Source organism: Synechococcus sp. BMK-MC-1 (assembly GCF_014279955.1).
Lineage (GTDB): Bacteria > Cyanobacteriota > Cyanobacteriia > PCC-6307 > Cyanobiaceae > Synechococcus_C.
Genome location: NZ_CP047939.1, coordinates 1,116,346 through 1,137,307, shown reverse-complemented (window position 1 = coordinate 1,137,307; position 20,962 = coordinate 1,116,346). Strand labels below are relative to the sequence as shown.

Annotated in this window: 23 protein-coding genes and 1 tRNA gene; 16 read left to right on the top strand and 8 right to left on the bottom strand. The window is 59.3% G+C overall.

Annotated elements, in window-relative coordinates:
- Window positions 1-56: 56 nt before the first annotated feature.
- The 6 genes from SynBMKMC1_RS06445 to SynBMKMC1_RS06420 all read left to right on the top strand — a co-directional run bounded on the left by SynBMKMC1_RS06445 (window position 57) and on the right by SynBMKMC1_RS06420 (window position 4,459).
- Window positions 57-464 (top strand): tellurite resistance TerB family protein, encoded by a 408-nt coding sequence (locus tag SynBMKMC1_RS06445; protein WP_041428819.1) that lies wholly within the window; start codon window positions 57-59, stop codon window positions 462-464.
- Between the two features lie 30 nt (window positions 465-494).
- Window positions 495-1,172, top strand: a complete 678-nt coding sequence (gene psb32 / locus SynBMKMC1_RS06440; protein ID WP_186473127.1) for a photosystem II repair protein Psb32 — start codon at window positions 495-497, stop codon at window positions 1,170-1,172.
- A gap of 7 nt (window positions 1,173-1,179) precedes the next feature.
- The gene (pxcA, locus tag SynBMKMC1_RS06435; protein ID WP_186473126.1) at window positions 1,180-2,328 is read left to right on the top strand and encodes a proton extrusion protein PcxA; all 1,149 of its coding nucleotides are present in this window, start codon (window positions 1,180-1,182) and stop codon (window positions 2,326-2,328) included.
- Complete coding sequence (cobU, locus tag SynBMKMC1_RS06430) at window positions 2,315-2,869, top strand: bifunctional adenosylcobinamide kinase/adenosylcobinamide-phosphate guanylyltransferase (protein ID WP_186473125.1); 555 nt, start codon at window positions 2,315-2,317, stop codon at window positions 2,867-2,869. Before pxcA ends, cobU begins: the two co-directional genes overlap by 14 nt.
- Window positions 2,866-3,363 carry a tRNA (cytidine(34)-2'-O)-methyltransferase gene (locus SynBMKMC1_RS06425; protein ID WP_186473124.1) on the top strand — a complete coding sequence of 166 codons (498 nt, stop codon included), beginning with the start codon at window positions 2,866-2,868 and terminating at the stop codon, window positions 3,361-3,363. The genes cobU and SynBMKMC1_RS06425 overlap by 4 nt, the downstream gene beginning before the upstream one ends.
- A gap of 109 nt (window positions 3,364-3,472) precedes the next feature.
- Complete coding sequence (locus tag SynBMKMC1_RS06420; RefSeq protein WP_186473123.1) at window positions 3,473-4,459, top strand: M23 family metallopeptidase; 987 nt, start codon at window positions 3,473-3,475, stop codon at window positions 4,457-4,459.
- A gap of 70 nt (window positions 4,460-4,529) precedes the next feature.
- On the opposite strand, the gene SynBMKMC1_RS06415 is transcribed toward SynBMKMC1_RS06420, so the two are convergent.
- A tRNA-Met gene (locus tag SynBMKMC1_RS06415) sits at window positions 4,530-4,603 on the bottom strand.
- A 49-nt stretch (window positions 4,604-4,652) separates the two neighbouring features.
- A complete protein-coding gene (locus SynBMKMC1_RS06410) occupies window positions 4,653-4,943 on the bottom strand; it encodes a hypothetical protein (RefSeq protein ID WP_186473122.1) in 291 nt (96 codons plus the stop codon).
- A 153-nt stretch (window positions 4,944-5,096) separates the two neighbouring features.
- Here SynBMKMC1_RS06410 and SynBMKMC1_RS06405 point away from each other — a divergent pair, with 153 nt between their 5' ends.
- On the top strand, window positions 5,097-5,699 hold the full coding sequence (locus tag SynBMKMC1_RS06405) for a peroxiredoxin (RefSeq protein ID WP_011933026.1): 603 nt from the start codon (window positions 5,097-5,099) through the stop codon (window positions 5,697-5,699).
- Window positions 5,700-5,746: 47 nt separating this feature from the next.
- Here the strand turns inward: SynBMKMC1_RS06405 and SynBMKMC1_RS06400 are convergent, their stop codons facing one another.
- Both SynBMKMC1_RS06400 and ftsH read right to left on the bottom strand, forming a co-directional pair.
- The gene (locus tag SynBMKMC1_RS06400) at window positions 5,747-8,548 is read right to left on the bottom strand and encodes a UPF0182 family protein (RefSeq protein WP_186473121.1); all 2,802 of its coding nucleotides are present in this window, start codon (window positions 8,546-8,548) and stop codon (window positions 5,747-5,749) included.
- Window positions 8,545-10,407, bottom strand: a complete 1,863-nt coding sequence (ftsH, locus tag SynBMKMC1_RS06395) for an ATP-dependent zinc metalloprotease FtsH (RefSeq protein WP_186473357.1) — start codon at window positions 10,405-10,407, stop codon at window positions 8,545-8,547. Before ftsH ends, SynBMKMC1_RS06400 begins: the two co-directional genes overlap by 4 nt.
- An 87-nt stretch (window positions 10,408-10,494) precedes the next feature.
- On the opposite strand from ftsH, the gene rpmF reads away from it, so the two are divergent.
- Window positions 10,495-10,671 (top strand): 50S ribosomal protein L32, encoded by a 177-nt coding sequence (rpmF, locus tag SynBMKMC1_RS06390; protein WP_011933023.1) that lies wholly within the window; start codon window positions 10,495-10,497, stop codon window positions 10,669-10,671.
- Window position 10,672: 1 nt separating this feature from the next.
- Here rpmF and SynBMKMC1_RS06385 read toward each other — a convergent pair whose 3' ends face one another.
- From SynBMKMC1_RS06385 to SynBMKMC1_RS06375, 3 genes are read right to left on the bottom strand one after another with little or no spacing between them, the layout of a single operon-like run.
- Window positions 10,673-11,605 (bottom strand): kinase, encoded by a 933-nt coding sequence (locus SynBMKMC1_RS06385; RefSeq protein WP_186473120.1) that lies wholly within the window; start codon window positions 11,603-11,605, stop codon window positions 10,673-10,675.
- Window positions 11,595-11,933, bottom strand: coding sequence for a DUF565 domain-containing protein (locus SynBMKMC1_RS06380; RefSeq protein ID WP_186473119.1), 339 nt, complete (start codon window positions 11,931-11,933; stop codon window positions 11,595-11,597). Before SynBMKMC1_RS06380 ends, SynBMKMC1_RS06385 begins: the two co-directional genes overlap by 11 nt.
- Entirely contained in the window at window positions 11,930-12,685 is a 756-nt protein-coding gene (locus SynBMKMC1_RS06375; RefSeq protein WP_186473118.1) for an HAD-IA family hydrolase, read from the bottom strand. Before SynBMKMC1_RS06375 ends, SynBMKMC1_RS06380 begins: the two co-directional genes overlap by 4 nt.
- 82 nt (window positions 12,686-12,767) lie before the next feature.
- Between SynBMKMC1_RS06375 and recJ the strand changes: the two genes are divergently transcribed.
- The gene (gene recJ / locus SynBMKMC1_RS06370) at window positions 12,768-14,663 is read left to right on the top strand and encodes a single-stranded-DNA-specific exonuclease RecJ (protein ID WP_186473117.1); all 1,896 of its coding nucleotides are present in this window, start codon (window positions 12,768-12,770) and stop codon (window positions 14,661-14,663) included.
- Window positions 14,660-16,030 (top strand): chloride channel protein, encoded by a 1,371-nt coding sequence (locus SynBMKMC1_RS06365; protein WP_186473116.1) that lies wholly within the window; start codon window positions 14,660-14,662, stop codon window positions 16,028-16,030. The genes recJ and SynBMKMC1_RS06365 overlap by 4 nt, the downstream gene beginning before the upstream one ends.
- On the opposite strand, the gene psb30 is transcribed toward SynBMKMC1_RS06365, so the two are convergent.
- Window positions 16,009-16,137 carry a photosystem II reaction center protein Ycf12/Psb30 gene (gene psb30 / locus SynBMKMC1_RS06360; protein WP_255486347.1) on the bottom strand — a complete coding sequence of 43 codons (129 nt, stop codon included), beginning with the start codon at window positions 16,135-16,137 and terminating at the stop codon, window positions 16,009-16,011. The genes SynBMKMC1_RS06365 and psb30 overlap by 22 nt on opposite strands.
- A gap of 130 nt (window positions 16,138-16,267) precedes the next feature.
- On the opposite strand from psb30, the gene SynBMKMC1_RS06355 reads away from it, so the two are divergent.
- The 6 genes from SynBMKMC1_RS06355 (at window position 16,268) to SynBMKMC1_RS06330 (ending at window position 20,938) form a co-directional block, all read left to right on the top strand.
- Window positions 16,268-16,639 (top strand): YkgJ family cysteine cluster protein, encoded by a 372-nt coding sequence (locus SynBMKMC1_RS06355; protein ID WP_186473115.1) that lies wholly within the window; start codon window positions 16,268-16,270, stop codon window positions 16,637-16,639.
- On the top strand, window positions 16,636-16,965 hold the full coding sequence (locus tag SynBMKMC1_RS06350) for a TMEM165/GDT1 family protein (RefSeq protein ID WP_011933016.1): 330 nt from the start codon (window positions 16,636-16,638) through the stop codon (window positions 16,963-16,965). The genes SynBMKMC1_RS06355 and SynBMKMC1_RS06350 overlap by 4 nt, the downstream gene beginning before the upstream one ends.
- A 48-nt stretch (window positions 16,966-17,013) precedes the next feature.
- The gene (locus tag SynBMKMC1_RS06345) at window positions 17,014-17,319 is read left to right on the top strand and encodes a TMEM165/GDT1 family protein (protein WP_011933015.1); all 306 of its coding nucleotides are present in this window, start codon (window positions 17,014-17,016) and stop codon (window positions 17,317-17,319) included.
- A 126-nt stretch (window positions 17,320-17,445) separates the two neighbouring features.
- On the top strand, window positions 17,446-19,824 hold the full coding sequence (locus SynBMKMC1_RS06340) for an RNB domain-containing ribonuclease (RefSeq protein WP_186473114.1): 2,379 nt from the start codon (window positions 17,446-17,448) through the stop codon (window positions 19,822-19,824).
- On the top strand, window positions 19,821-20,432 hold the full coding sequence (locus SynBMKMC1_RS06335; RefSeq protein ID WP_186473113.1) for a flavin prenyltransferase UbiX: 612 nt from the start codon (window positions 19,821-19,823) through the stop codon (window positions 20,430-20,432). The genes SynBMKMC1_RS06340 and SynBMKMC1_RS06335 overlap by 4 nt, the downstream gene beginning before the upstream one ends.
- On the top strand, window positions 20,429-20,938 hold the full coding sequence (locus SynBMKMC1_RS06330; RefSeq protein ID WP_186473112.1) for a hypothetical protein: 510 nt from the start codon (window positions 20,429-20,431) through the stop codon (window positions 20,936-20,938). The genes SynBMKMC1_RS06335 and SynBMKMC1_RS06330 overlap by 4 nt, the downstream gene beginning before the upstream one ends.
- The last annotated feature ends 24 nt before the right edge of the window (window positions 20,939-20,962 follow it).

Genomic DNA, 20,962 nt, shown 5'->3' with positions numbered 1-20,962 from the left:
TGCTGCGGTCAGATCGTCGCACTCTTGCTCAAATGGGTGAGCACGGACCAGCCGAGATGACTGACGCTGAAGCCTTTGCCGCCATCGCCCTTGCCGCAGTGGCCTGCGACGGCACCCTCGGGCGTGATGAAGCCCACGCTCTGCGCCGCTCCCTCGAATACCGAACGCCTTACAAAGATCGGAATGAGCAGGAGATGGCGACCCTGTTCGATCGCCTCCTGGCCCAGCTGCGCAGCGACGGTGTTGAAAAACTGGTCGACGACGCCCTGCCTGTTCTGACACCCGTCCAGCAAGAGACAGCACTGGCAGTGGCTGTTCAGCTCACCCATGCCGACCGGGACGTGACCCCTGAAGAAAAAAGCTTTCTGAACAACCTGACTGGACGCCTGAATCTTCCTGAGGGACGCGCTGTGATGGTGCTGGAAGCGATCATGGCCCTCAACCGAGACAGCCTTGCCGCTTAAAGGCAGACTGTTGCGACGCTGAGCATGACCATGAATCGCCTGACCCAGCTCACCGGCGGGATTTTTGCCGCCATTCTCTGCGTGCTCTTCTGCACGCCGATCGCACTTGCCGTCTCTCCCCAAGACTTCCCACCCCAGCCCCCCGACGAGCTGGTTCTCGATTCAGCTGAGGTGTTGAGTCGTTCTGGTCGCAACGAAATCAGCAGCCGACTTGAGGAGCTGGATCGCTTTCACGTTGATGCTCGACTCGTAACACTGCGACGTCTTGATTACGGCCTGAGCCTGCCAGCGTTTGGGGAGGAATTACTCGGTCGTTGGAGTTCGACCACAGCCGATTCCAACAAACCCCTTCTGCTGTTCCTGGAGGAAAGCCAGAGCAAACAGGCCACGGTTGTTGCCTCACCGGCCCTCTTGGAGCAACTGCCGGAGAGCCTGTTGCGGAGCACAGGGCGAACCACCATGAGCCAACCCTTGCGGGATGGCGATCGCTTCCGCCAAGCCACGCTCGACGGCATCACGCGCCTTGAGGTCGTGCTCGACGGTGGCGAAGATCCAGGTCCTCCCGTTCAGGTGGAGAGGGTTGCGCTTCCCACCAATGTGCCAACTGCTGAACAAACCGAGGAAAGCAATGCCTTCACTTGGGTTGTCGTTCTGCTCGTGGTCGGCACGATAGTTCCGATGGCCACCTGGTGGATTTTCTCCCGGTAACAGCACGATGGCAGGACGCAACTGGCTCGACACCTTCGGAAGGGCCAAGTCCCTCAATGTGAACGCCGATCTCGATCGCGGCTATGAAGCCGCTCTGTTGATTCAAAGCCTGGAGCTTGAATATTACGGAGACCGGCCGATCCGCCCCGATCTGGAACTGTCTGTTCCCAGCTCAGTGCAAGCAACGGTTCTGAGGAAATTCCGAGCAGCCATCAGCGTCTGCCGGGCCTCTCTAGACAAGCTCGAATATCAGCGGGGAGAGCTTGATCCCCAGGAGTTGCGTCAGCTCCAGCTGATCGAAAGCGTTGTGAACCGCTACAGCCCGCGGCGAACAGCCTCAGCTCCCACCATCAGCCGATCTCCTGATCCGCTCCCACGCTCTCTGCTTGGCATTTTCGACACGCTGCGGCGGCAGCTGAATCCCACCGCAGAAGCAACGCTGGTGGCTGGATTCCGGCGACGTCGCGATTCCACTCTGATTTCACTGAAGGTGCTGCTGCTGCTCATCCTTGTGCCCCTTTTGGTGCAACAAGTGAGCCGCACTTACATCATTAGCCCAGCTGTGGATCGCTACGCACCAGACCTGCCTTTTCTCAGTTACCCCAAACCGCAACTTGAGGAACAGGCTGTTGAGAAGCTTCGGGTGTACAAGGCTGAGATCGAATTTGATGCACTTTTGCGCGGCGACTCGATACCCACACAGGAAGAACTGCAGAAAAAACTGTCTGCAAAAGCGGAGGAGTTAAAGCAGGAGGCCGATTCAGAAAGCACCCATGCCGTCAAGAATGTGATCGCTGATCTCGCAGCCACAGCTGCGTTTGTAGTGGTCTGTGTCTTCAGTCGGGAAGAATTACGCGTACTGAGAGGATTTTTCGACGAAGCCGTATATGGACTCAGCGACTCAGCCAAGGCGTTCGCCATCATTCTCTTTACCGACATTTTTGTTGGCTTCCATAGCCCGGAAGGTTGGACGGTTCTTCTCGATGGGATCGCGAATCATTTCGGATTCCCCGCGCGCGAGAATTTCATCCTTCTGTTTATCGCCACCTTCCCGGTGATCCTGGCGACGATCTTCAAATATTGGATTTTCCGCTACCTCAACCGTGTCAGCCCCTCCTCGGTGGCGACGCTTCGCGGCATGAATGGTGGCGGCTGATCATCCCGAAGGTCTTGTTCTTGTCTCCGGGCCTAGCCGTGGCGGCAAAAGCAGGTGGGCCGAGCATCTTGTGTCCGTTTGTTCTGAAGTGACTTACATCGCCACGTCGCCTTCCTTGCCGGGGGATGCTGCATGGCAGGAGCGACTGCGCCTGCATCGAGACCGGCGGCCAGCGAACTGGAGTCTTCTCGAATGCGAGGGACAGCTCACGGCTGCGCTGCAAAAAGCGCCGCAGACTCATGGGCTGCTGATTGATGCACTCGGAGGCTTTACGGCCGCCCATCTCCAGACCGATGAACAGGAGTGGGATGCACTTCAGATCGAGCTGCTCACCTCTCTAAAACAGCGCCAAGAGCCCGTCGTGATCGTGATTGAAGAAACAGGCTGGGGGGTGGTGCCCTCCACAGCCATTGGCGGGCTCTTCCGCGATCGCCAGGGGGCCTTGGCTCAACGATTGGCCAGTCAGGCCAATCGGAGCTGGCTCGTCGTTCAGGGCAGAGCTCTCGATCTTCACGCTTTAGGACAGGCCGTTCCGCTGTGACCCATCTCAAGCCATCCCCGCTTCGCGTCGCCTTATTCGAACCACGCATTCCTCCGAACACAGGCAACATCGCGCGAACCTGTGCAGCGTTCGACTTGCCGTTGTCGTTGATCGAACCCCTCGGTTTCTCGATCGATGACCGGCAGCTCAAGCGAGCCGGACTGGATTATTGGCCCCATGTGAACCTTTCGGTTCACACCAATTTCCAAGCATTTAAAAACAGTCTCGCCAAACCGTCCCGTGTGATCGGCTGCAGCCGAAGGGACGGCGTTGCGCTGCAGGGTTTCTGCTTCGAACCTGGCGATGTTCTTCTGTTCGGACGAGAGGACACAGGGCTGCCGCAGCCAGTGCGTGACCAGTGCGATCAGATCTTGACGATTCCAATGCCTTGCAGTGCTGACAGTGACGGCCAGGGCGGGGTCCGCAGTTTGAATCTGTCTGTCGCTTGCGCGATCGCCTGCTTTCAGGCAGGCCTGAACCTGCAGCTGTGGTGATCGATGATCTGCCACGAGCACCCTTGCAGAGCAGTGTTCAGCCCGCTACTTTCAGCCCGGTCCGGTGCTGTGGCGGCGGTCTGGGATCTGTTCTTCACTTGCGCGCTGAATGAAGCCTCTGCTCCTCGCCGTGACCGCTGTTGCATCCAGCAGCGCCTTGTTCGCGATGTCGCAGGCGTCGGGTTTCGCAGATTCCGACCACATCAGCTCCAAGCAACTTCTCTCGGCTCTGACGTCAGAGCCCACCAAGATCTGGGTCCGGTTGATTGAACGCAGCGACCTGCAAACGTTGGCGCGTGATCTCGACCTGAGCGAGAGTCAGCTCGAAGAACTCAATGAGTTCAAAGCCGAAGCTGTTCTTGAAGCAGGAACCTGGGTGGTTCTTCCTGAAACAAGCGTTGAATCCATCAGTGCATCGACCGCCCTTGATGGAACAGAAATCAGAGACACTCCTCCTCTGAAAACGCCTCCCACTCCGGTGGACGTCGTTGAAATCAAGCCCGAGCAATCCCTGATGTCCCTCGTGAGGGATCACGGGATCACACTGACGCAATTGGAATCGTTCAATCCTGGGGTCGAGCTCTCCAAACTTGTGGTGGGCAGCAAGGTCCGGGTTGCCAAAGCCAGTGTTCTGGCGGTGAGGCCCCTGCGATCCGGTGGGGCAAGCTGGCCCGAACTGCCCGCTCTTCCCGGCAGTCAACAGTTCGATGCGTCGCAAACTTATATCTGGCCCACCAAAGGGGTCTTTACCTCTGGATATGGATGGCGCTGGGGAAGGATGCACAAAGGGATTGATATTGCCAACAATGTTGGGACGCCGATTGTGGCTGCCAAGGATGGCGTGATTGCTTACTCCGGCTGGAGCAGCGGCTATGGCTACCTCGTTGAAATCTCCCATGGCGATGGATCGTCAACCCGCTACGCCCACAGCAGCCGACTGTTCGTGAAAAAAGGCCAACTGGTTCCTCAAGGTGCCCGCATCGCTTTGATGGGAAGCACGGGTCGCAGCACTGGACCCCACCTTCATTTTGAAATCCGCAAAGCTGGAGGAGCTGCCATGGATCCGATGACCATGCTTCCCTCCCGCAGAGGCTGAACAATCAGGCTAATCACAGCAAAAATCCTCGCAATTGATCGATTGCGAAGATCTAATTAAGTGTTGAAAATGTCAGAGGAGAGACTTGAACTCTCGACCTCAGGGTTATGAATCCTGTGCTCTAACCAGCTGAGCTACTCTGACGAAAGGCCCCTTTTGGCCAGTTGCCATCATACATCTTGAAGGGACAACCTCAGCGCATATCAATGGCGTTCAGCCTCTCTCGGAACGATTTCGGAGACGACGCGACAACGGCATTAGAGAGAGACTCCATTCCTTCAGGGATGGCATTCGGCCTGCGCTGTTGACGAACAGGCTGCCCGCGATGAGGCCTGGCCTTGAGCAACAAAACACGGGTCGAAGGATCGCGAACTAGAGGCTGACTGCTGAGCTCACTACGCACTTGATTCAGCAAACGGAAATGGCCAGTGCTGCTGAACTTGCGAAGCAATGCCTGATCCCAGGCCATGGATGTTTGAATCATCAACCCATCTTAAAAGCCCATGACACCGTGCTTCGGTGCAGCGAGGCACGCCCTTGACGCACGCAGGCGTGATAAATTGTTGCGCGCAAATGGAAGTCGTAACGACTTCGAGCTAGGTCCTCACGCTTCCTTGCCATCCTTCGCCCGTTCATCATGACCGCCAACGGTTGTCTGCGCGTGGGCCAACAAGCCCCCGACTTCACCGCCACAGCAGTGGTTGACCAGGAATTCAAGGAGATCAGCCTGTCCCAGTACCGCGGCAAGTACGTGGTGCTGTTCTTCTACCCTCTCGACTTCACCTTCGTGTGCCCCACGGAGATCACGGCATTCAGCGATCGCTACGCCGATTTCTCAAGCAAGAACACCGAGGTTCTGGGCGTGTCCGTGGACAGCCAGTTCAGCCACCTCGCCTGGATTCAGACACCCCGCAACCAGGGTGGTCTCGGCGACATCAACTACCCGCTGGTCGCTGATCTCAAGAAAGAGATCGCTAGCGCCTACAACGTGCTGGACGACGAGGAAGGTGTTGCGCTGCGCGGCCTGTTCATCATCGATCCCGAGGGTGTGATCATGCACGCCACGATCAACAACCTCCCCGTTGGCCGTAACGTTGACGAGACGCTCCGCGTTCTCCAGGCATTCCAGTACGTGCAGTCCCATCCCGATGAGGTCTGCCCCGCCAACTGGACTCCCGGCGAGAAGACCATGAAGCCTGATCCCGTGGGAAGCAAGGAGTTCTTCGCCGCTGTGAACTGACCTCCACGTCAGTGACAACTGGGGACCCACGCATGTGGGTCCTTTTTTTATGGCTGCGTTGCAGCAGATTGATTCAGAAGAGCCTTCAGCCCAGCCTCAAGATCACTGGCCATCTTCACGCGTCGCCCATCACTGACAACCACTCGAGTGAGCGTCGGCAATCCGCCAAGGCGCGCTTTGAGATAGATCGGCTCCACATAGAGCAGGGAATCGCCGACAGGCACCACAAGGAGATTTCCCTGAACAACCTGGGACCCGGCCCTGTCCCACAAACCGAATTGCTGACTGATTTCAGGGTCTTGATTGATTAAAGCCTGAACCTGCTCAGGACCAAAAATCGGAACATCGCTTGGGAATCGCAACAGGATCAATTCGCCGTAATGCTCCCCATCACTGCGGGCGGCTAGCCAAGCCGAAAGGTTCGGGCGAGCCAATGGTGTGAGTGGTTGTAGAAGTAGAAATTCGGAACGTTCGCTACCTTTCACCTGAGCCGTAATGTGATAAGGAGCAACAGGAATCTGTTGGCGCCCATAAAGCTCAAGGGGAACTTGCCAAACATCATCACCGCTATAGAACGTTCTCGGCTCAGTAACGTGATAACGCAGGAGTTGCTGTACCTGAAGCTCAAACTGATCCGGAGGAACCATCAAATGATCGCGGAGGTTTGACGGCATCCCATCCCATGATTCAAACAATGCCGGGAATAATCGGCTCCAGCCACGGATGATTGGATCATCTTTCTCACTCACATAGAAATGAACGTTGCCGTTGTAGGCATCCACAATGATCTTCACCGAGTTACGCAAATAGCGCAGGGGTCGTCCATCGGGAAGCGTGGCTGCATAGGGATAGGTTCGGGAGGTGGTGTAGCCATCAACAATCCAATACTGATGTTGACCCTCTGCATAACCAGGTGGCGGATCCTCCAAGGGCACAGAGACCAGGTACGGGTCACCCATAAAGGTGAGAAATGGAGCCAAAGCCTTGACCCTCTGTTTCACATCGCGCCTGAGAAGTAGTTTGGATTGCGGCGTCAAGGCACCGGTGTTCAGCAGCCTGGGATCAGCGAGGTAGATCGAGGAACTGATGCGCTGCCAGAGTGAAGACAGAGGAATCCCCGCTGTGCCGGAGTAGTGGGTATAAGTATTTTTATCGCCTTCTGGATAATCAAACTCCTGAATTCGCGTTGGTGCCACTGCATAGGGCGAAGGCAGCAAGCCGAAATACAGAGCAGCACGGCCAATGGGAACTTCACGTTTGACGTCATCTTGCGTAATACCAAGGGCTGGGTTTCCTTGGATCCTGGTTGAACGTCCTAGATCTTTAATGAAATAGACAGGTAGACCATCGGGCGCACTGGTATTAACCGGATTGAGGGTAAAACCGAATCCGTGCGTGAACACAAAGTGTCGGTTTTGCCAGGTTCTTGATCGTTTGGGAAGGGCTGTTTGATCCAGCTCCCGCGCCGCCAGAATTACTTGCTGCCGTTCCTTGCGATCAGGTCGCAATGGGTAGCGATCCACGGCTGCTTTGGCGAAGCGGTAATAAACCCTGAGCTGTTGAAGCTGTCGATTCGACGCCAGCAGCGGTTGACTGTCCCAAAGACGAATGTTCCTCAACGTGCTTTCTCCTTGAACCAAATCATCCGCTTCCAGCTGCTTGGAAGGGTTGATCGGTCGTGTCGTCATGCCGGTGAGTTGATACGCATCCCGGGTTGCACTGATCGCACGCCCGAGGAACGGCTCCTCCAGTTGAAATTCTCTGGGACGAACCACCATCCACTGCAACAGGGGTGTGAGCAGAAGTTCAGTGAGAAGAAACAGGATTGCCAAGGTGACCAACCAACGCCTCAACCCCTGTCGGCGACGCGAGGGCACCCCAGGCCATGGAAAGACGGTGGTCGCTAAGAGAACGAGAAGAACGCTGCCCCCATCCCTGAGTGGCAAAATAAGATGCACGTCCAGCCAGCCAGCACCCGCCACAACACCGTTCTGAGTCCAGAGCAGCTGATGCCTGGACAACCAGAGCAGGGCGCCCAGCACCAGAAACAACAGTGAAAGCAAAGGACGCAGCAATCGGCGTTCCTGGCTTGTCCAACCAGGAAAACCCCAGTCACTCAGACATGGACTGCGGGTGAGCCGGCTCCAGATCGCAGTGCTCAAAACGAGGAGCAGCTGCAGAAGCAGCAATTCCAGAGCCAGGGCAATCGCCGAAAAACGACCAAGACCGAAGCTCACATCAGCTCCGAGAAGCGGCTCAACACGGTTGGAGTCTGGAATCGTCAGCGCCAAAGCCCAGAGTCCCCAGGCCCGCGCTGTGATCAAACAAAAACAGGCACTTCCATAGAGATGGGCCAATCCCAGGCGATGACTGCGTGTGAGACCGAACGTGATCGTGAGGATCAGCAGAATCGAGAACGCAAACAGTGGCCAGCTGCTCTGGAAGGGAACACTCCACCAGTGCGCCAGGAGGAAGGGCTGGGAGAAGGCCAACCAGGCCAGGCGGGTGTCAACCACCAGCACGCTCAGCAGCACCACCAGCGTGCTGGCCAAGCACAGGGCATAGGTTCTCCCCCTCAGGGCGGGGAGCTCACCTTTGGGGGTCGGCTCGTAGGCCGCCATCCATCGCCGTCGCCAAAGGATCGTGACAACTGCGAGACCCAGGGCGACAGCGCCACCGGCTGCTTGCAGGCCGAGACGTGTGAGGTAAACCTCCTCAAGGTTGAACTGCTGGAACCAGGCCACCTCGACGTGAAGGCGTGCCAACACCACCAACGCAGGAAGCAGAAGCAACAGCCAACGGGCCGAGGTTCGATGGCGAATGGGGAAGGCTCGCTTGGACAGGCTCAAGTCCAGGCCGGCAGTTGCCCCAGGCTAGGTCTCCGATCCGGAGGATCAATCCCAAGCAGGGAATAAAACCGATCCGACTGAAGCGTTTCTTCCTCGATCAGGGCGTCAACCAAACGATCCATCTGTTCACGCCTGGACTCAAGCAGTTGAATCGCTTGCTGCAGAGCATCCGATGCCAGGACACGAACGCGGAGGTCGATCTCGCGTCCGGTGCGTTCCCCGTAAGACGGCCGGGTATGGATCAAATCGCGGCCCAGAAACACCTCCTGGTCCTGTCCCTCCAGGGCCACAGGACCAAGATCTGAAAATCCGAATCGCGTCACCATCTCCCGGGCCAGTTGCGCCACCATCTGCAGATCTCCGCTGGCGCCTTGGGTGACCTCGGACGCGCCGAACACCACAACTTCCGCGGCACGGCCTCCAAGAGCCATCACCAGACGGGCCTGGAGGTAAGCGCGGGTCACCAGGCCTGAGTCGAGCACCTCCTCATCGGGGAAAAAGCGCGTGAATCCCCCGACACCACCACTGCGGGGAAGGAGGGTGACTTTGTCGACGGGATCGGCATGGGGAGTCAAGGCGGCAACCAAGGCATGACCGATCTCGTGGTAAGCGATCAATCGCTTTTTGGCCCCATCCTGAAGCGGGGCAGCCGTCAAGCCCATGGTGATGCGTTCGAGAGCCATTTCCAGCTCGCGATTGCCCAGAGTTGTGGACTGATGCCGGGCCGTGAGGATGGCCGCTTCGTTGAGGAGATTGGCCAGATCAGCTCCGGAGAAACCAGGCGTCCGCCTGGCCCAGTCCGCCAGGGAAACCTCTTCAGCCAGGGGTCGGGTGCGGGCATGCACCGACAAAATCGCCTCACGCCCTTTGCGATCTGGCAAGCCAACGGCAATTCGGCGATCGAAGCGCCCTGGACGCATTAAGGCTGTATCGAGGACGTCGGCGCGGTTGGTGGCCGCCAGAAGAATGACGCCGGAGTTATCAGCGAACCCATCCATCTCGGTAAGCAGCTGATTGAGCGTCTGCTCCCGCTCGTCATTGCCTCCGCCAATCCCTGCCCCCCTCTGCCTGCCAACGGCATCGATCTCGTCGATGAACACAATGCAGGGCGACTTCTCCTTGGCTTTGCGGAACAGGTCGCGCACACGGCTGGCTCCCACACCCACGAACAACTCCACGAATTCGGAGGCTGCAAGCGAGAAAAACGGAACCCCAGCTTCGCCAGCGATGGCTTTCGCCAAGAGGGTTTTTCCGGTGCCCGGAGGGCCAACCAGCAGCACCCCCCGGGGGATGCGCGCCCCCAATTTGATGAATGTCTCCGGCTGCTTGAGAAAGGTCACGACCTCCTGGAGCTCGTCCTTGGCTTCGGCAATCCCAGCCACATCGTCGAAACGCACCGTCACCTCGCTCTGCGGGCTGGTGCGCGCCTGACTCCGTCCGAAGCCCATCGCCTTGTTGGCCACCTGCGCCGATCGCCTCAACAACAGCGACAAGCCGACGACGATCAGCACGATCAGGGCCAGGTTTCCGGCCAGACCAGCCAACGCCTGTTCCTGGCGAACGTCCTTGACACGCAAGGGAGTTCCTGAAGACTCAGCGGTTCGCAGAATCTGTTGATCGTTTGCGAGGATCGCCACCGTGGCGGTGCGTCCATCGGGGTAGGTGACGATCACCTCCCGACGGGCCGGCACCAACTCCAGCTCCTTCACCTTCCCCGTGGTGATCTGCTTCAGCAAAACGCTGTAACTCGGGGGAGGCTCAGCACGGAAGCGGGAGAATGGATTGCTCGGTTGATTGGCACCCTCTGCTTTAGGGGCATCAAGGCCCGGCTGTGACTGACTCTTTTGCTCTGAGCTCACACCGCTGTTGCGTTGAGTCAAGACTAGCGATTTGACGGAGGGGCTCTCGAAAGTGGATCATGGCTCTTTGGCAGTGATCAGCCCGAGATGGCCGTCCCGAAGAAGAAAACCTCTAAAAGCAAGCGCAACCAGCGCCATGCCGTTTGGAAAGCGAAGGCCGCTACGGCAGCCCAGCGAGCACTGTCCATTGGCAAGTCTGTGTTGAGCGGCCGGGCTCAAGGTTTCGTTTATCCCGTGGCGGAAGCCGACGACTCCGAAAGCTGAATCAGCGCAGTCTGACCTCGCGAATGCTCCTGTCACTCGTGAGGTCGACAATCACCGCGGCTCCAGAAATGCTGTTGAGACAACTGCTCGGGAGAGCGGCCTCAACCATCCGATTGAAATCAGAGAGATCGTTCTCAGCGAACATCACACCGGTGTTGTCCAACTGGGTGGTCAGTTGCTGACGCTTCCAGCGCGCGGAAGCCTGCACACTGTCGATCCGCAGATGCCAAAGCTCATCGAGCAACGTCCAGATCGACGCATACTCGCTGAGACTGCTCATGGCTTTGGGGCGCCACTGGCGTTCTGCTGGCGTCAGCGGTTGCTGCAGGACGTCCTCATGGTGCTCACCAGCCACCACACCAAGAAACCATCCCTCGAGCAACACCACCCGTGGCTTGGAGGTCACGGAACCGCAACGGTCACCGCGTCCTCCCCGAAGGGATTTGTCAAACCGCGGCGCTTGCAAACAGCCCCCTTGCAGCCAGGTCTGCAGCGATCGTTCCATACCGTTGAGGTCGTGACTGCCAGGCAAAGCCCGGGGAACCCGCCAGGGATTCCCAGCCATGCTGCGTTCCAGTTCGTCTGCAGGCCAATAGAAGTCATCGAGCGATAACTGCTCCACCGACCAGCCAAGAGAATCGGCAGCCTGCTTGATCCAGCTGCACAGGGTGGTCTTGCCACAACCTGGCAACGCGCTGACCCCGATCAGACTCGGAACGTCGGCGGCATGGGCCTGTTCGACACGCGTCAACAGCGGAAGCGCCAGGGACGCAATCCAGGCGTCATCGACAGGAACGGTCCATCGATCGCGCTCCAGGCTCAAACCGCCACGGTCCTGCCAGTGCTGCCACCAACGCTCCGGGTCGGGCCAACCCAACCGGCCCAGCAGGGCATTGACTCCGCGTGGAGCGTCCGGTCGACGATCAGGAGCCAAGTTTGAAGGCCTCAAACACAACGGCGTAAACGGTGCCGATGCGCAGATTGTCGAGAGCGAGCCAACCCAGTGGCCACGGATCGGTCCGCACCCTGCTGCGCAATCGAACCAGCACCTCGAGGATCAGAACCATCGTCAAAACGGCGATGGGGCGATCCTGACCCGATTTCTGATACCAATACATTGTGACATTGCTGCCCACGATGAACCCGAGCAGTAAGGAGAGCAGTCCAACGCTCCTGCGCCGCCAAGGGCCAACCAGCGCCTGGGAGAAATGGGTTCCCACCCGGCGCTGAAGCCGGTCAAATCGCGTGACGTGCAGCGTCATCCCTGCTCCAGATCAAGCAGCATCTCCAGGTACTTCAGCGTGACCTGGCCGCCATCACAAGGGGGGCCCACGTGCACCCGGCACGGGGTATCAGCTCCGAAGTGATCCACAACGGCCGTCGCAGCCCCCCCCTCCGCTGGCAGTTCAGGGTCCCAGGGAGATGGGGTCAGCAGGCAGCGCAGTCCGGCCGCGCGGGCCGAACGCAACCCTTGCGCTGAATCCTCCAAAGCGATCGCGGCGTTTGGATCGACCCCACTGCGTCGCAGCCCGAGCTGATAAGGCTCTGGATCAGGTTTCGAGCAACGCACATCGTCTGCTGTCACCCAACCGCGGAAAGGGCCTGTGCTGAATCCGTGGAGACCGTCCAGGAGAGCCTGAACAGAAGCGAGTCCGCTGCTGGTGACAATCCACTGCTGAACACCGGCCTGCTGAAGCTCCTTGAGCAGCCGCAACACGCCTGGGCGCCACTGCACGGCACCGGAGCGAATCAGGGCGAGGTAATGGCGTTGCTTCGCTTCGCGCAAGCGTTTCAGCCGATCGGGTGTGAGCAACACAGACCGCCTCTGCGCATAGCGCTGCATGCGCGCGGTGCCCCCGGGAATGGTCAAGAGCTCGGCGTACAGGCCTTGATCCCAGTGCCAGTCGACACCAAGCTCAGCAAAGGCACGGTTGTAGGCCACGCGATGGCCGTCCATCTCCGTATCGGCAAGGGTTCCGTCCACATCCCAAAAGACGGCTTGCAGTCGAGACATTGCAGCGATTCAGCATGGGTTCAGCCTGATGGAACACCATCGGAGCTGATCTCTCCCACAATGCAGCCAGCGGAGGAGAGGGATGGTGGAGGTCGCCCGTCAGCAGCAGTGGCGCTTACCGCGGCCCATCGCTGGCCTCCCCCTCGAAGGTCTTGCTTTACCTGAACCACTCAGAGCTGTGCTTGTACGGCGCGGCATGTCGACGAGCGCAGACGTGGAAGTGCTCCTGAGCGATCAGGCACCGCCCTCTCCCCACGACCACTTTCCCCAGCTCGCAGCAGCAATAGCGCGCTTAAAAACGGCATGCCAGACAGGTGAATCTCTGGCCGTTTGCGGTGATTACGACGCTGACGGCATGACCAGCACCGCCCTGCTGCTGCGGGCCTTTCGCGTGCTTGGTGCCAATCCGAAAGCAGCCATTCCAAGCCGGATGGATGACGGCTACGGGTTAAACCCGGGGATGGTGGAACAGCTGCATGCGAAAGGCATCAGGCTCCTGATCACCGTCGACAACGGTGTTGCCGCAACGGAAGCACTGCAGCGTGCCGATGACCTCGCGGTGGATGTGATTCTCACGGACCACCACACCCTTCCGGATCAGCCGCCGAAGGCCATGGCCCTGATTCATCCGGCCACAACCCCTGAAGACTCGCCCTATCAAGGTCTTGCGGGGGTCGGGCTTGCCTACATCGTGGCGCGCACCCTGGCGTTAGAGATGAACCGGCCCGAAGCGATTGCCAGCTCCCGGGATCTCTTTTGCATCGGCACCGTCGCGGACATGGCACCCCTGACAGGTGCCAACCGCAGCCTGCTGAAGGAAGGGTTGAAACACCTGCACCGCAGCCGCTGTCCGGGTGTGCAGGCCCTGCAGCAACTGGCTGGTCTAGGGGAACGTCCCCTCGTCGCCGATGACATTGGTTTCCAGCTGGCACCGAGGATCAATGCGGTCGGCCGCATCGGGGATCCTGTGCTGGTGGTGGACCTTCTGACCGCAGAGGATCAAGACCAGGCCTACGAACTGGGGCGACGCTGCGATGTTCTCAACCGCCAACGCCGCGAGCTCTGCGATGCCATCGAAGCGGAAGCGATTGCCTTGCTGGAGAGTGATCCATCCCCCCTGCCGCCCTTCCTGCTCTTGGCACAGGGCCATTGGCATCACGGCGTCATTGGAATCGTGGCCGCCCGTTTGGTTGAGCGCTATCAGAGGCCGGCGGCCCTGCTGGCGGCGGATGGGGATGGTTTGATGCGGGCATCCGTCCGTGCCCCCGAGGGGTTTGCCGTGGATGAAGCGCTCAAGCACTGCGGTCATCTGCTGGAACGCTTTGGAGGCCACCCTGCAGCGGGAGGCTTCACGGTTCACGCCTCAGCCGTGACGGAGCTCCACGCCGGTCTTAACGAGCTGGCCGCAACCTGGATCGAGCAGAGGGGGGAGGGCTTGCTGGTGGAACCGGAGGCCCTGCTGACCCTCGAGGAGATCAACCATGACCTTTGGGCAGGCCTGCAGAAGCTGGAACCCTTCGGCGCAGGTCATCCCAAGCCGTTGTTCTGGTCGAGGGGGTGCCGTGTTGCCGATCAACAGTCGCTGCGCGGTGGGCATCGACGCTTGACCCTGGAGCAGAACGGCACGGAACGTCAGGCGATCATCTGGCGCTGGCCAGCTGCCACTGCGATTGCGCAGACGATTGATCTGGCCTACCGACTCACCCAGAATCACTGGCGTGGAGAAACCCGTTTTCAGCTGGAGGTGCAGGCCCTGCGCACGCATCATGCCGTGATGGAACTCAAACGCGGAGCTGGCATCTACAGGATGGAGCGTGTCGGCCCGAAGGCCCTGCAAGTGCTGAACCCTGCCGGTGAGTCCATGATCTGCACAATCAACGCCATCGGTGTGCTGGAGAGTGACGACAGCCGGGCCCAGCACCCCTACGTTGCGGGTCTGCTGCAAGAGGCCTGCGTGGGTCTCGGCCTTTGCCCATGAGTCCGGATCGTCGCCAGGAAAGCGGACTGATTCCAGGAACTTTGCCCTCCCAACGCCAGTTGGGGGACATCGCACGTCATTTCATCAGCCTGGTGATCGTTGGCGTGCTGATCGGCGTCGCCTGTCTGCCACTCAACCTGGTGGACCGCATTCAGGAACGGTTGTATGTCTTGCTGCCAACGAATGCAGCCAGTCCATGGACGTTGCCCGGTGTTCTTGTGGCACTGGCGCCGCTGGTCGTGATGCCTGTTCTCCTGCTGCTGCAGCGAGGTCCATGGCATGAGGGAGCAGGGTCTGGCATTCCCTCCACGATGAATGGATTGAAAGATCCGTCGCTGCTGCCGCGGGCGATGGCAGCTCCAGGAACGGTGCAACGGGGCCTTCTTTGGTCGATCGCCACCGTGGCCATGTTTCCCCTGGGCAGGGAAGGACCTGTTGTGCAGTTCGGTGCTGCCGTGGCCAGAGCCTGCCATCGGCGTTTCAAGGGATGGCTGCCGTCGCTGAGCGAACGGCAGATGGTGGCCATCGGCGGAGGTGCCGGCCTGGCCGGGGGCTTCAACACGCCTTTGCTCGGGGCCGTTTTCATGCTGGAGGAGCTCACGGCTGATTACGCCATCGTCACCATCTGGCCTGCTCTCGTGATCAGCGTTGCGGCAGCAGGACTGTCGAACATCGGTGGACAACCGATGTTCGGCCTTGGCGTTCTCAACATCGTGACACCGGAGTGGGAACAGCTGATGATGGCGATCCCGGTTGGTCTTGTCGCAGGTGTTGTTGGCGGTCTGTTTAACAAGGGGCTTGTCTGGCTCACCCAGCGGCTGTCGACGTCGGTAAGGCAACGGCCCCTGCGCACAGGCCTCTATCTCGGAGGCGGTTTGAGCCTGCTGGCTCTGATGAGCTGGGGAACATCCACCTCTGATGGTGAATCGCTGGTGAGGCAGCTGATTGAGCAGGGCATGCCCAATCCGGTTGAAAACGAGAGTCAGTGGTTAACAGGCTTCACCAGCCTTTGGATCACCGTTGTGCGAGTGATCGCTCCGATGCTGGCTCTCAGCCCTGGCGTTCCAGGTGGCTTGATCGATCCATCCCTCACCTTCGGCGCTGTGCTGGGCTACACCGTCTGCGCAATCGCTGGTTACAGCGGTCAATTGGGGATCGGATTGGGTCTGGCTGCAGGACTCTCAGGAGCAACCCAACTCCCTCTGGTCTCCATCATTTTCGCGTGGCGTCTCGCTGGAGATCAGCAATTGTTCGCCGGGGTGGTGCTTGCAGCTGTTCTGGCCTCCTACACCGGGCGCCTGGTGTGCAGGGACCCGGTGTACCACGGCTTGAGCAAGCTCAAGAATCAGAGTGCGCCGCGGCGGTAGAAGAGGATAAAGATCACTGCCGGGCCAGCCAGGGTGATCAAGGCCAGTGCGCCGAAATTGGCGATCAGGTGGAAATCGATTCCCATGGGTCGAAAGCAGGTAAGCAACAGTTTGCCGCCGCCAGGCTACGAGCCTCCCGCCAGAAACACTTCAATCCGTCCTGGTCTCTGTGACGGCTTGTCACAGCAACACGCGTCACAGCTCGGGGTGAAAGCAACCCAAAAACGGACCGCCATCATGAGTCGTCACTCCCAGAACTGGGCCTGTCTGCAGCATTGCGGAGCTTGTTGCAGGCTTGCCCCGGAGGAACGTCAGGAAGCGATCGAAGCCCTGACACCTGAACAGCAGAGCCAATATCTCGCCATGGTTGGGCCCGATGGGTGGTGCATTCACTTCGACAGCGGTGCCAGACGTTGTCGGATCTACGCCGAGCGCCCGGATTTCTGTCGTGTCGCGAGCCTCTGCAGCCTTTTCAACATTCCTGAAGACCGCGCTGATGCCTTCGCCATCGCTTGCTGCCGCCAGCAGATTCGATCGGTTCACGGCGGACGCAGTCTGGAACTGCGTAAGTTCGAACGGCTGATTCGATCCACGCCTCCATCGCGATGACCGACGCCGGAAGCTCTCAGCGTCCAGGGTTCACAACCGTTCTGGTGAGTACGTTCACCACCGTGTTCCTGGCGGAACTGGGCGATAAGACCCAGTTGGCAACGCTGTTGCTCTCCGCTGAATCGGGACAGCCTTGGCTGGTCTTCGGTGGTGCCGCTCTGGCACTGATTTGTTCCAGCCTGGTAGGAGTGCTCGTCGGCCGCTGGCTTTCGTCGGTCCTGCAACCCGAACGCCTGGAACAAATGGCTGGCTTGCTGATGGTTGGACTGGGTCTGTGGCTCGGATCTCAGGCTTTGCAATCAGTGCTGCACGGCCATCTGCTCTGAGCGAGACCGAGAACGCTCAACTCTCCGATCCATCGCGCCAACCCATCGATGAACATCACGCTGCTGCTCTCAACCTTCGTCACCGTGTTTCTGGCTGAACTCGGCGACAAAACGCAGTTGGCAACGGTTGCGATCAGCGGCACATCGGATCGGCCACTTGCGGTGTTTCTGGGATCATCCAGCGCCCTGGTGATTGCAAGCCTGATCGGAGCGGTCGCGGGAGGCTCTCTGTCGGCAGTGATTCCCGCCGATTGGCTTCAGCTCTTGGCCTCCATCGGCTTCCTGGTCATCGGACTGCGTCTTCTCTGGCCGATGCTGAAAACGGACGGCAGCATCATCCCGGAACAGGACTGACCCACACCCCAGCAAGGCATCGGCTCGTAAGATCCAAAAGATCAAGAAGGGCACGCATCCCCCGCTGCTTGCGAGCCTGCATTGTTTCTCTCCCGGTCCTGAAGGCCGGTTCCCGATTCCGTTCTGATGAAATTCACGGTCGCCGATCTGCTCGACCAGGTTCCCGCTGATGGATCCCTGGACCCAGCAAAACTCGAGAAGATCCTAAGGCTGTCGAATCGAACGGAAAAGCAGTCTCTGGGGCTGGCACTGCAGGCGCTCTCACGTCTTGGGATCCTGAGCACCGATGACAGCGGAGCGGTTCAACGCTGCATCACTGACGACCTGGTGGAAGCCCGCCTGCGTTGCAGTAGCAAAGGCTTTTGTTTTGCAATCCGCGATGACGGCGGTGATGACATCTACATCCGCGACCATCAGTTGAATCACGCCTGGAACGGTGATCGCGTTTTGGTGCGCATCACCCGGGAAGGGGGTCGCCGTCGGTCTCCAGAAGGAGGTGTGCAATGCATCCTGGAACGGGCCACCACGAGTCTGCTTGCGGTCGTGGAACAGCAAGAGGACAAGCTGGTGGCGATCCCCCTCGACGACAGGATTCTGGCGACCATCGAGCTTGCCTCCGAGGATGCAGGCCATGCGGACACACCCGCGAATGAAGCGGTTGCCGAGGTCATTCTTGACCGCTATCCCGTCGCCCAGTTCTCAGCCCAGGGCCATGTCTCCCGCTCCCTGCCTCTCAATGGCGGCCCCGAAGCGGATCGGGACCTGATGTTGACGAAAGCTAATTTCCATCAGCGGCCCACCCCACCTCGCGCTTCGCTGAAGGCACCGGCAGCCAAAAAGCGAGTGGACTGCACAGATCAACCTGCACTCCTGCTCACAGGCTGGTCTGCAACCGACGCTGTCTCCCTGCCGGCACTGCACGTCATTCCCCACGAAGGAGGGACGCGCCTTTGGATCCATGCTCCGGCAGTCGCCGAACGGCTGGCCCCTGGAAACAGTCTCGACCAGTGGCTGTTGAATCAATCGGAGAGTATCTGCCTCGGCCAACATTGGTTGCCGCTTCTGAGCCCTGCCTTGACAAAGGCCAGCGCATTTCGCGTTGACGAAGTGCAGGATGCGGTCACGCTTCGGCTGGATCTCAGTGCTGACGGTGAATGGAAGGATTGGGACTTCTCCCTAACCAGAATCCGTCCGGTTGCAGAGATCACCCAAACACATCTGGAAGCTCTCGCAGGACGCAAACCGAAATCAAGGGCGATTCCAGCGGCCTTGAAAGCGATCAAAGAGCAGATCAGCCAACTGGAAACTTTGATTTTCAGTGCCAAGAGTGCTCATGAAAGCGAACGATCTGCCGGTTTGATCGAACTCGACCTGCCCAGGCCTCAGCTCGACATGCTTGGGGATTTGAACCCACTGGCCCCCGATGGTGATGCAGCCAACTGGGCAGAGCCGCTGAATCCGAGCTCACCGGAATCGGTGATGGCGGTGCTGTTGCGCACGGCTCACAGGGTCTGGCATGCGCAGAGCGAAGATTTGAAACTCCCGTCCGTTCTGCTGGGAGCACCCCCAGCCGACGACTCCGCTCTGATGGACGTGGCCAAGGCAGCCATTGCCCTGGATGTTCCTCTCGAACTCGATGAAGACGGAACACCGTCCGCCGATGAACTCGCCAAGGCTGTTGCCGGTTGTCAATCAAGCCGCGTGCTCAATCTCCAGCTTCGTCATGCACTGCCTGACAGCCTTTATCGCCTCAATGAGGCTGCTGCGACCGCCGGAAACCCGCAGCCCGATGCTGACAACACCACCGATCCAGACTCTGAAACCACCACATCAGACGATGTTGACGAGCAGACCAGCCGAGCGGAGAGTCCCGGTTCGGTTGGCGCTCAATCCCTGGCTCCCTGGTGTTGCCCAACGCTGCATTACGCCGATCTTTTGAATCAACAGGTTCTTTGTCAATTGCTCAATGAAGGCAAGGACCGTCCAAGCGTGCGGCACAAAACCAAGGTGGGGATTGGGTCTCGAGGAGCAGGCGATCAGATCACCTGGCCGCTGTTCACGGCCTCGCAGGATCAAAAACTGTCAGAGCTGTTTCGGGAGCGCATCATCCAGCGCTTGAACACACGCCGCCGGCAGGTGTCAGAGCTGCGCAAAGACGTGGTCGCCATGGCGCAAGCCAGAAGCGCTGAACCCATGGTGAATCAGGAGCAAACCGGAGTGATCAGCGGTGTGCAGAGTTATGGGTTTTTTGTGGAGATCCCTCCATCGATGGTGGAGGGGTTAGTGCATGTGAGCTCATTGAATGACGACTGGTACGAATACCGTTCGCGCCAAAATCGACTCGTCGGACGACGCAGTCGCAGGGTTTATCAGCTCGGCGATGAAGTGAAGGTGAAGGTGTTGAAAGTGGATGTGCTGCGCAACCAGATCGACCTTGAAGTGGTGCCCGCGGAAGAGTCTGACGAGCAGGCAGCACCCCTGCCTGTGGCCGTCTCAGACTCATGAGCGATCCGTTCGTGATCGGCATCAGCGGCGCATCGGCCCAACAACTCGCTGAACGCAGCCTGCAATGGCTTCTCCGCGGGGGTCACAGCGTGCACGTGATCGTGAGCCGGGGAGCCCATGAAGTTTGGAGAGCTGAACGGGGCATCGCCGTTCCGGTGGACCCCGATCAGCAGCAACGGTTCTGGCGTGACCATCTCGATGTGCAAAGCGGCGAACTGGTCTGTCATCGCTGGGATGATCAAGCCGCGGTGGTGGCCAGTGGCAGTGTGGTGACCAGGGGAATGGTGGTTGTTCCCTGCTCGATGGGAACCGTGGGGCGTCTGGCGGCTGGATTGGCAGGGGATCTTCTTGAGCGCAGTGCCGATGTGCACCTCAAGGAAGGCAGACCCCTCGTGATTGCCCCGAGGGAAATGCCGTGGAACTTGATACACCTGCGCAACCTCACAACGCTTGCAGAAGCTGGAGCCAGGATTGCGCCGCCCATTCCAGCTTGGTACACCCAGCCGGAGTCCCTCGATGACATGATCGATTTTCTCGTCATGCGTCTGTTTGATGGCCTGGGCGAGTCGCTAACAGACCAGAACCGTTGGCAGGGACGACGCCCATGACCCCTTTGCAACGGCTGCTGCTGATTCCCTGCCTGTCCCCTTTGCTGCTCACCTTGCTGGTGGCAGGGCTGAATCTCGGAAAGGGAGGAACGCTACGAATCCTCACCTGGCAATTACCCACCCTGCCCATTGGAGCCTGGATGGCCATTGCCGCCGCAACAGGCGCTGCATTGGGCTCAGGAGGAGCCTTGGCAGCAACGCCTCAAGCACCAACGCTGCAGCGCGAAGTTCGACGACCGTTCGCATGGCCACCTGAGCATTCAGAACCGATTGAACCTCCCACGTCTCCTTCCGATGCTGCGACCGTCACGTGGCCTGAGCGGGATGTGCGCGATCCGGCGCCGACGGTCTCGGTGCCCTTTCGCGTGATCCGGCGGGGCGGCTCCAAAGCCGAAACCGTGACTGCGTCGGCTCCGGAAACGACCACGACCACGACCACGACCACTGGAGCATCCAACGCAGAGGCAGCAGATGACTGGAATCAGCCCCTCAGCGAGGACTGGTAACCGGCGACTGGTGAGGCAACACCG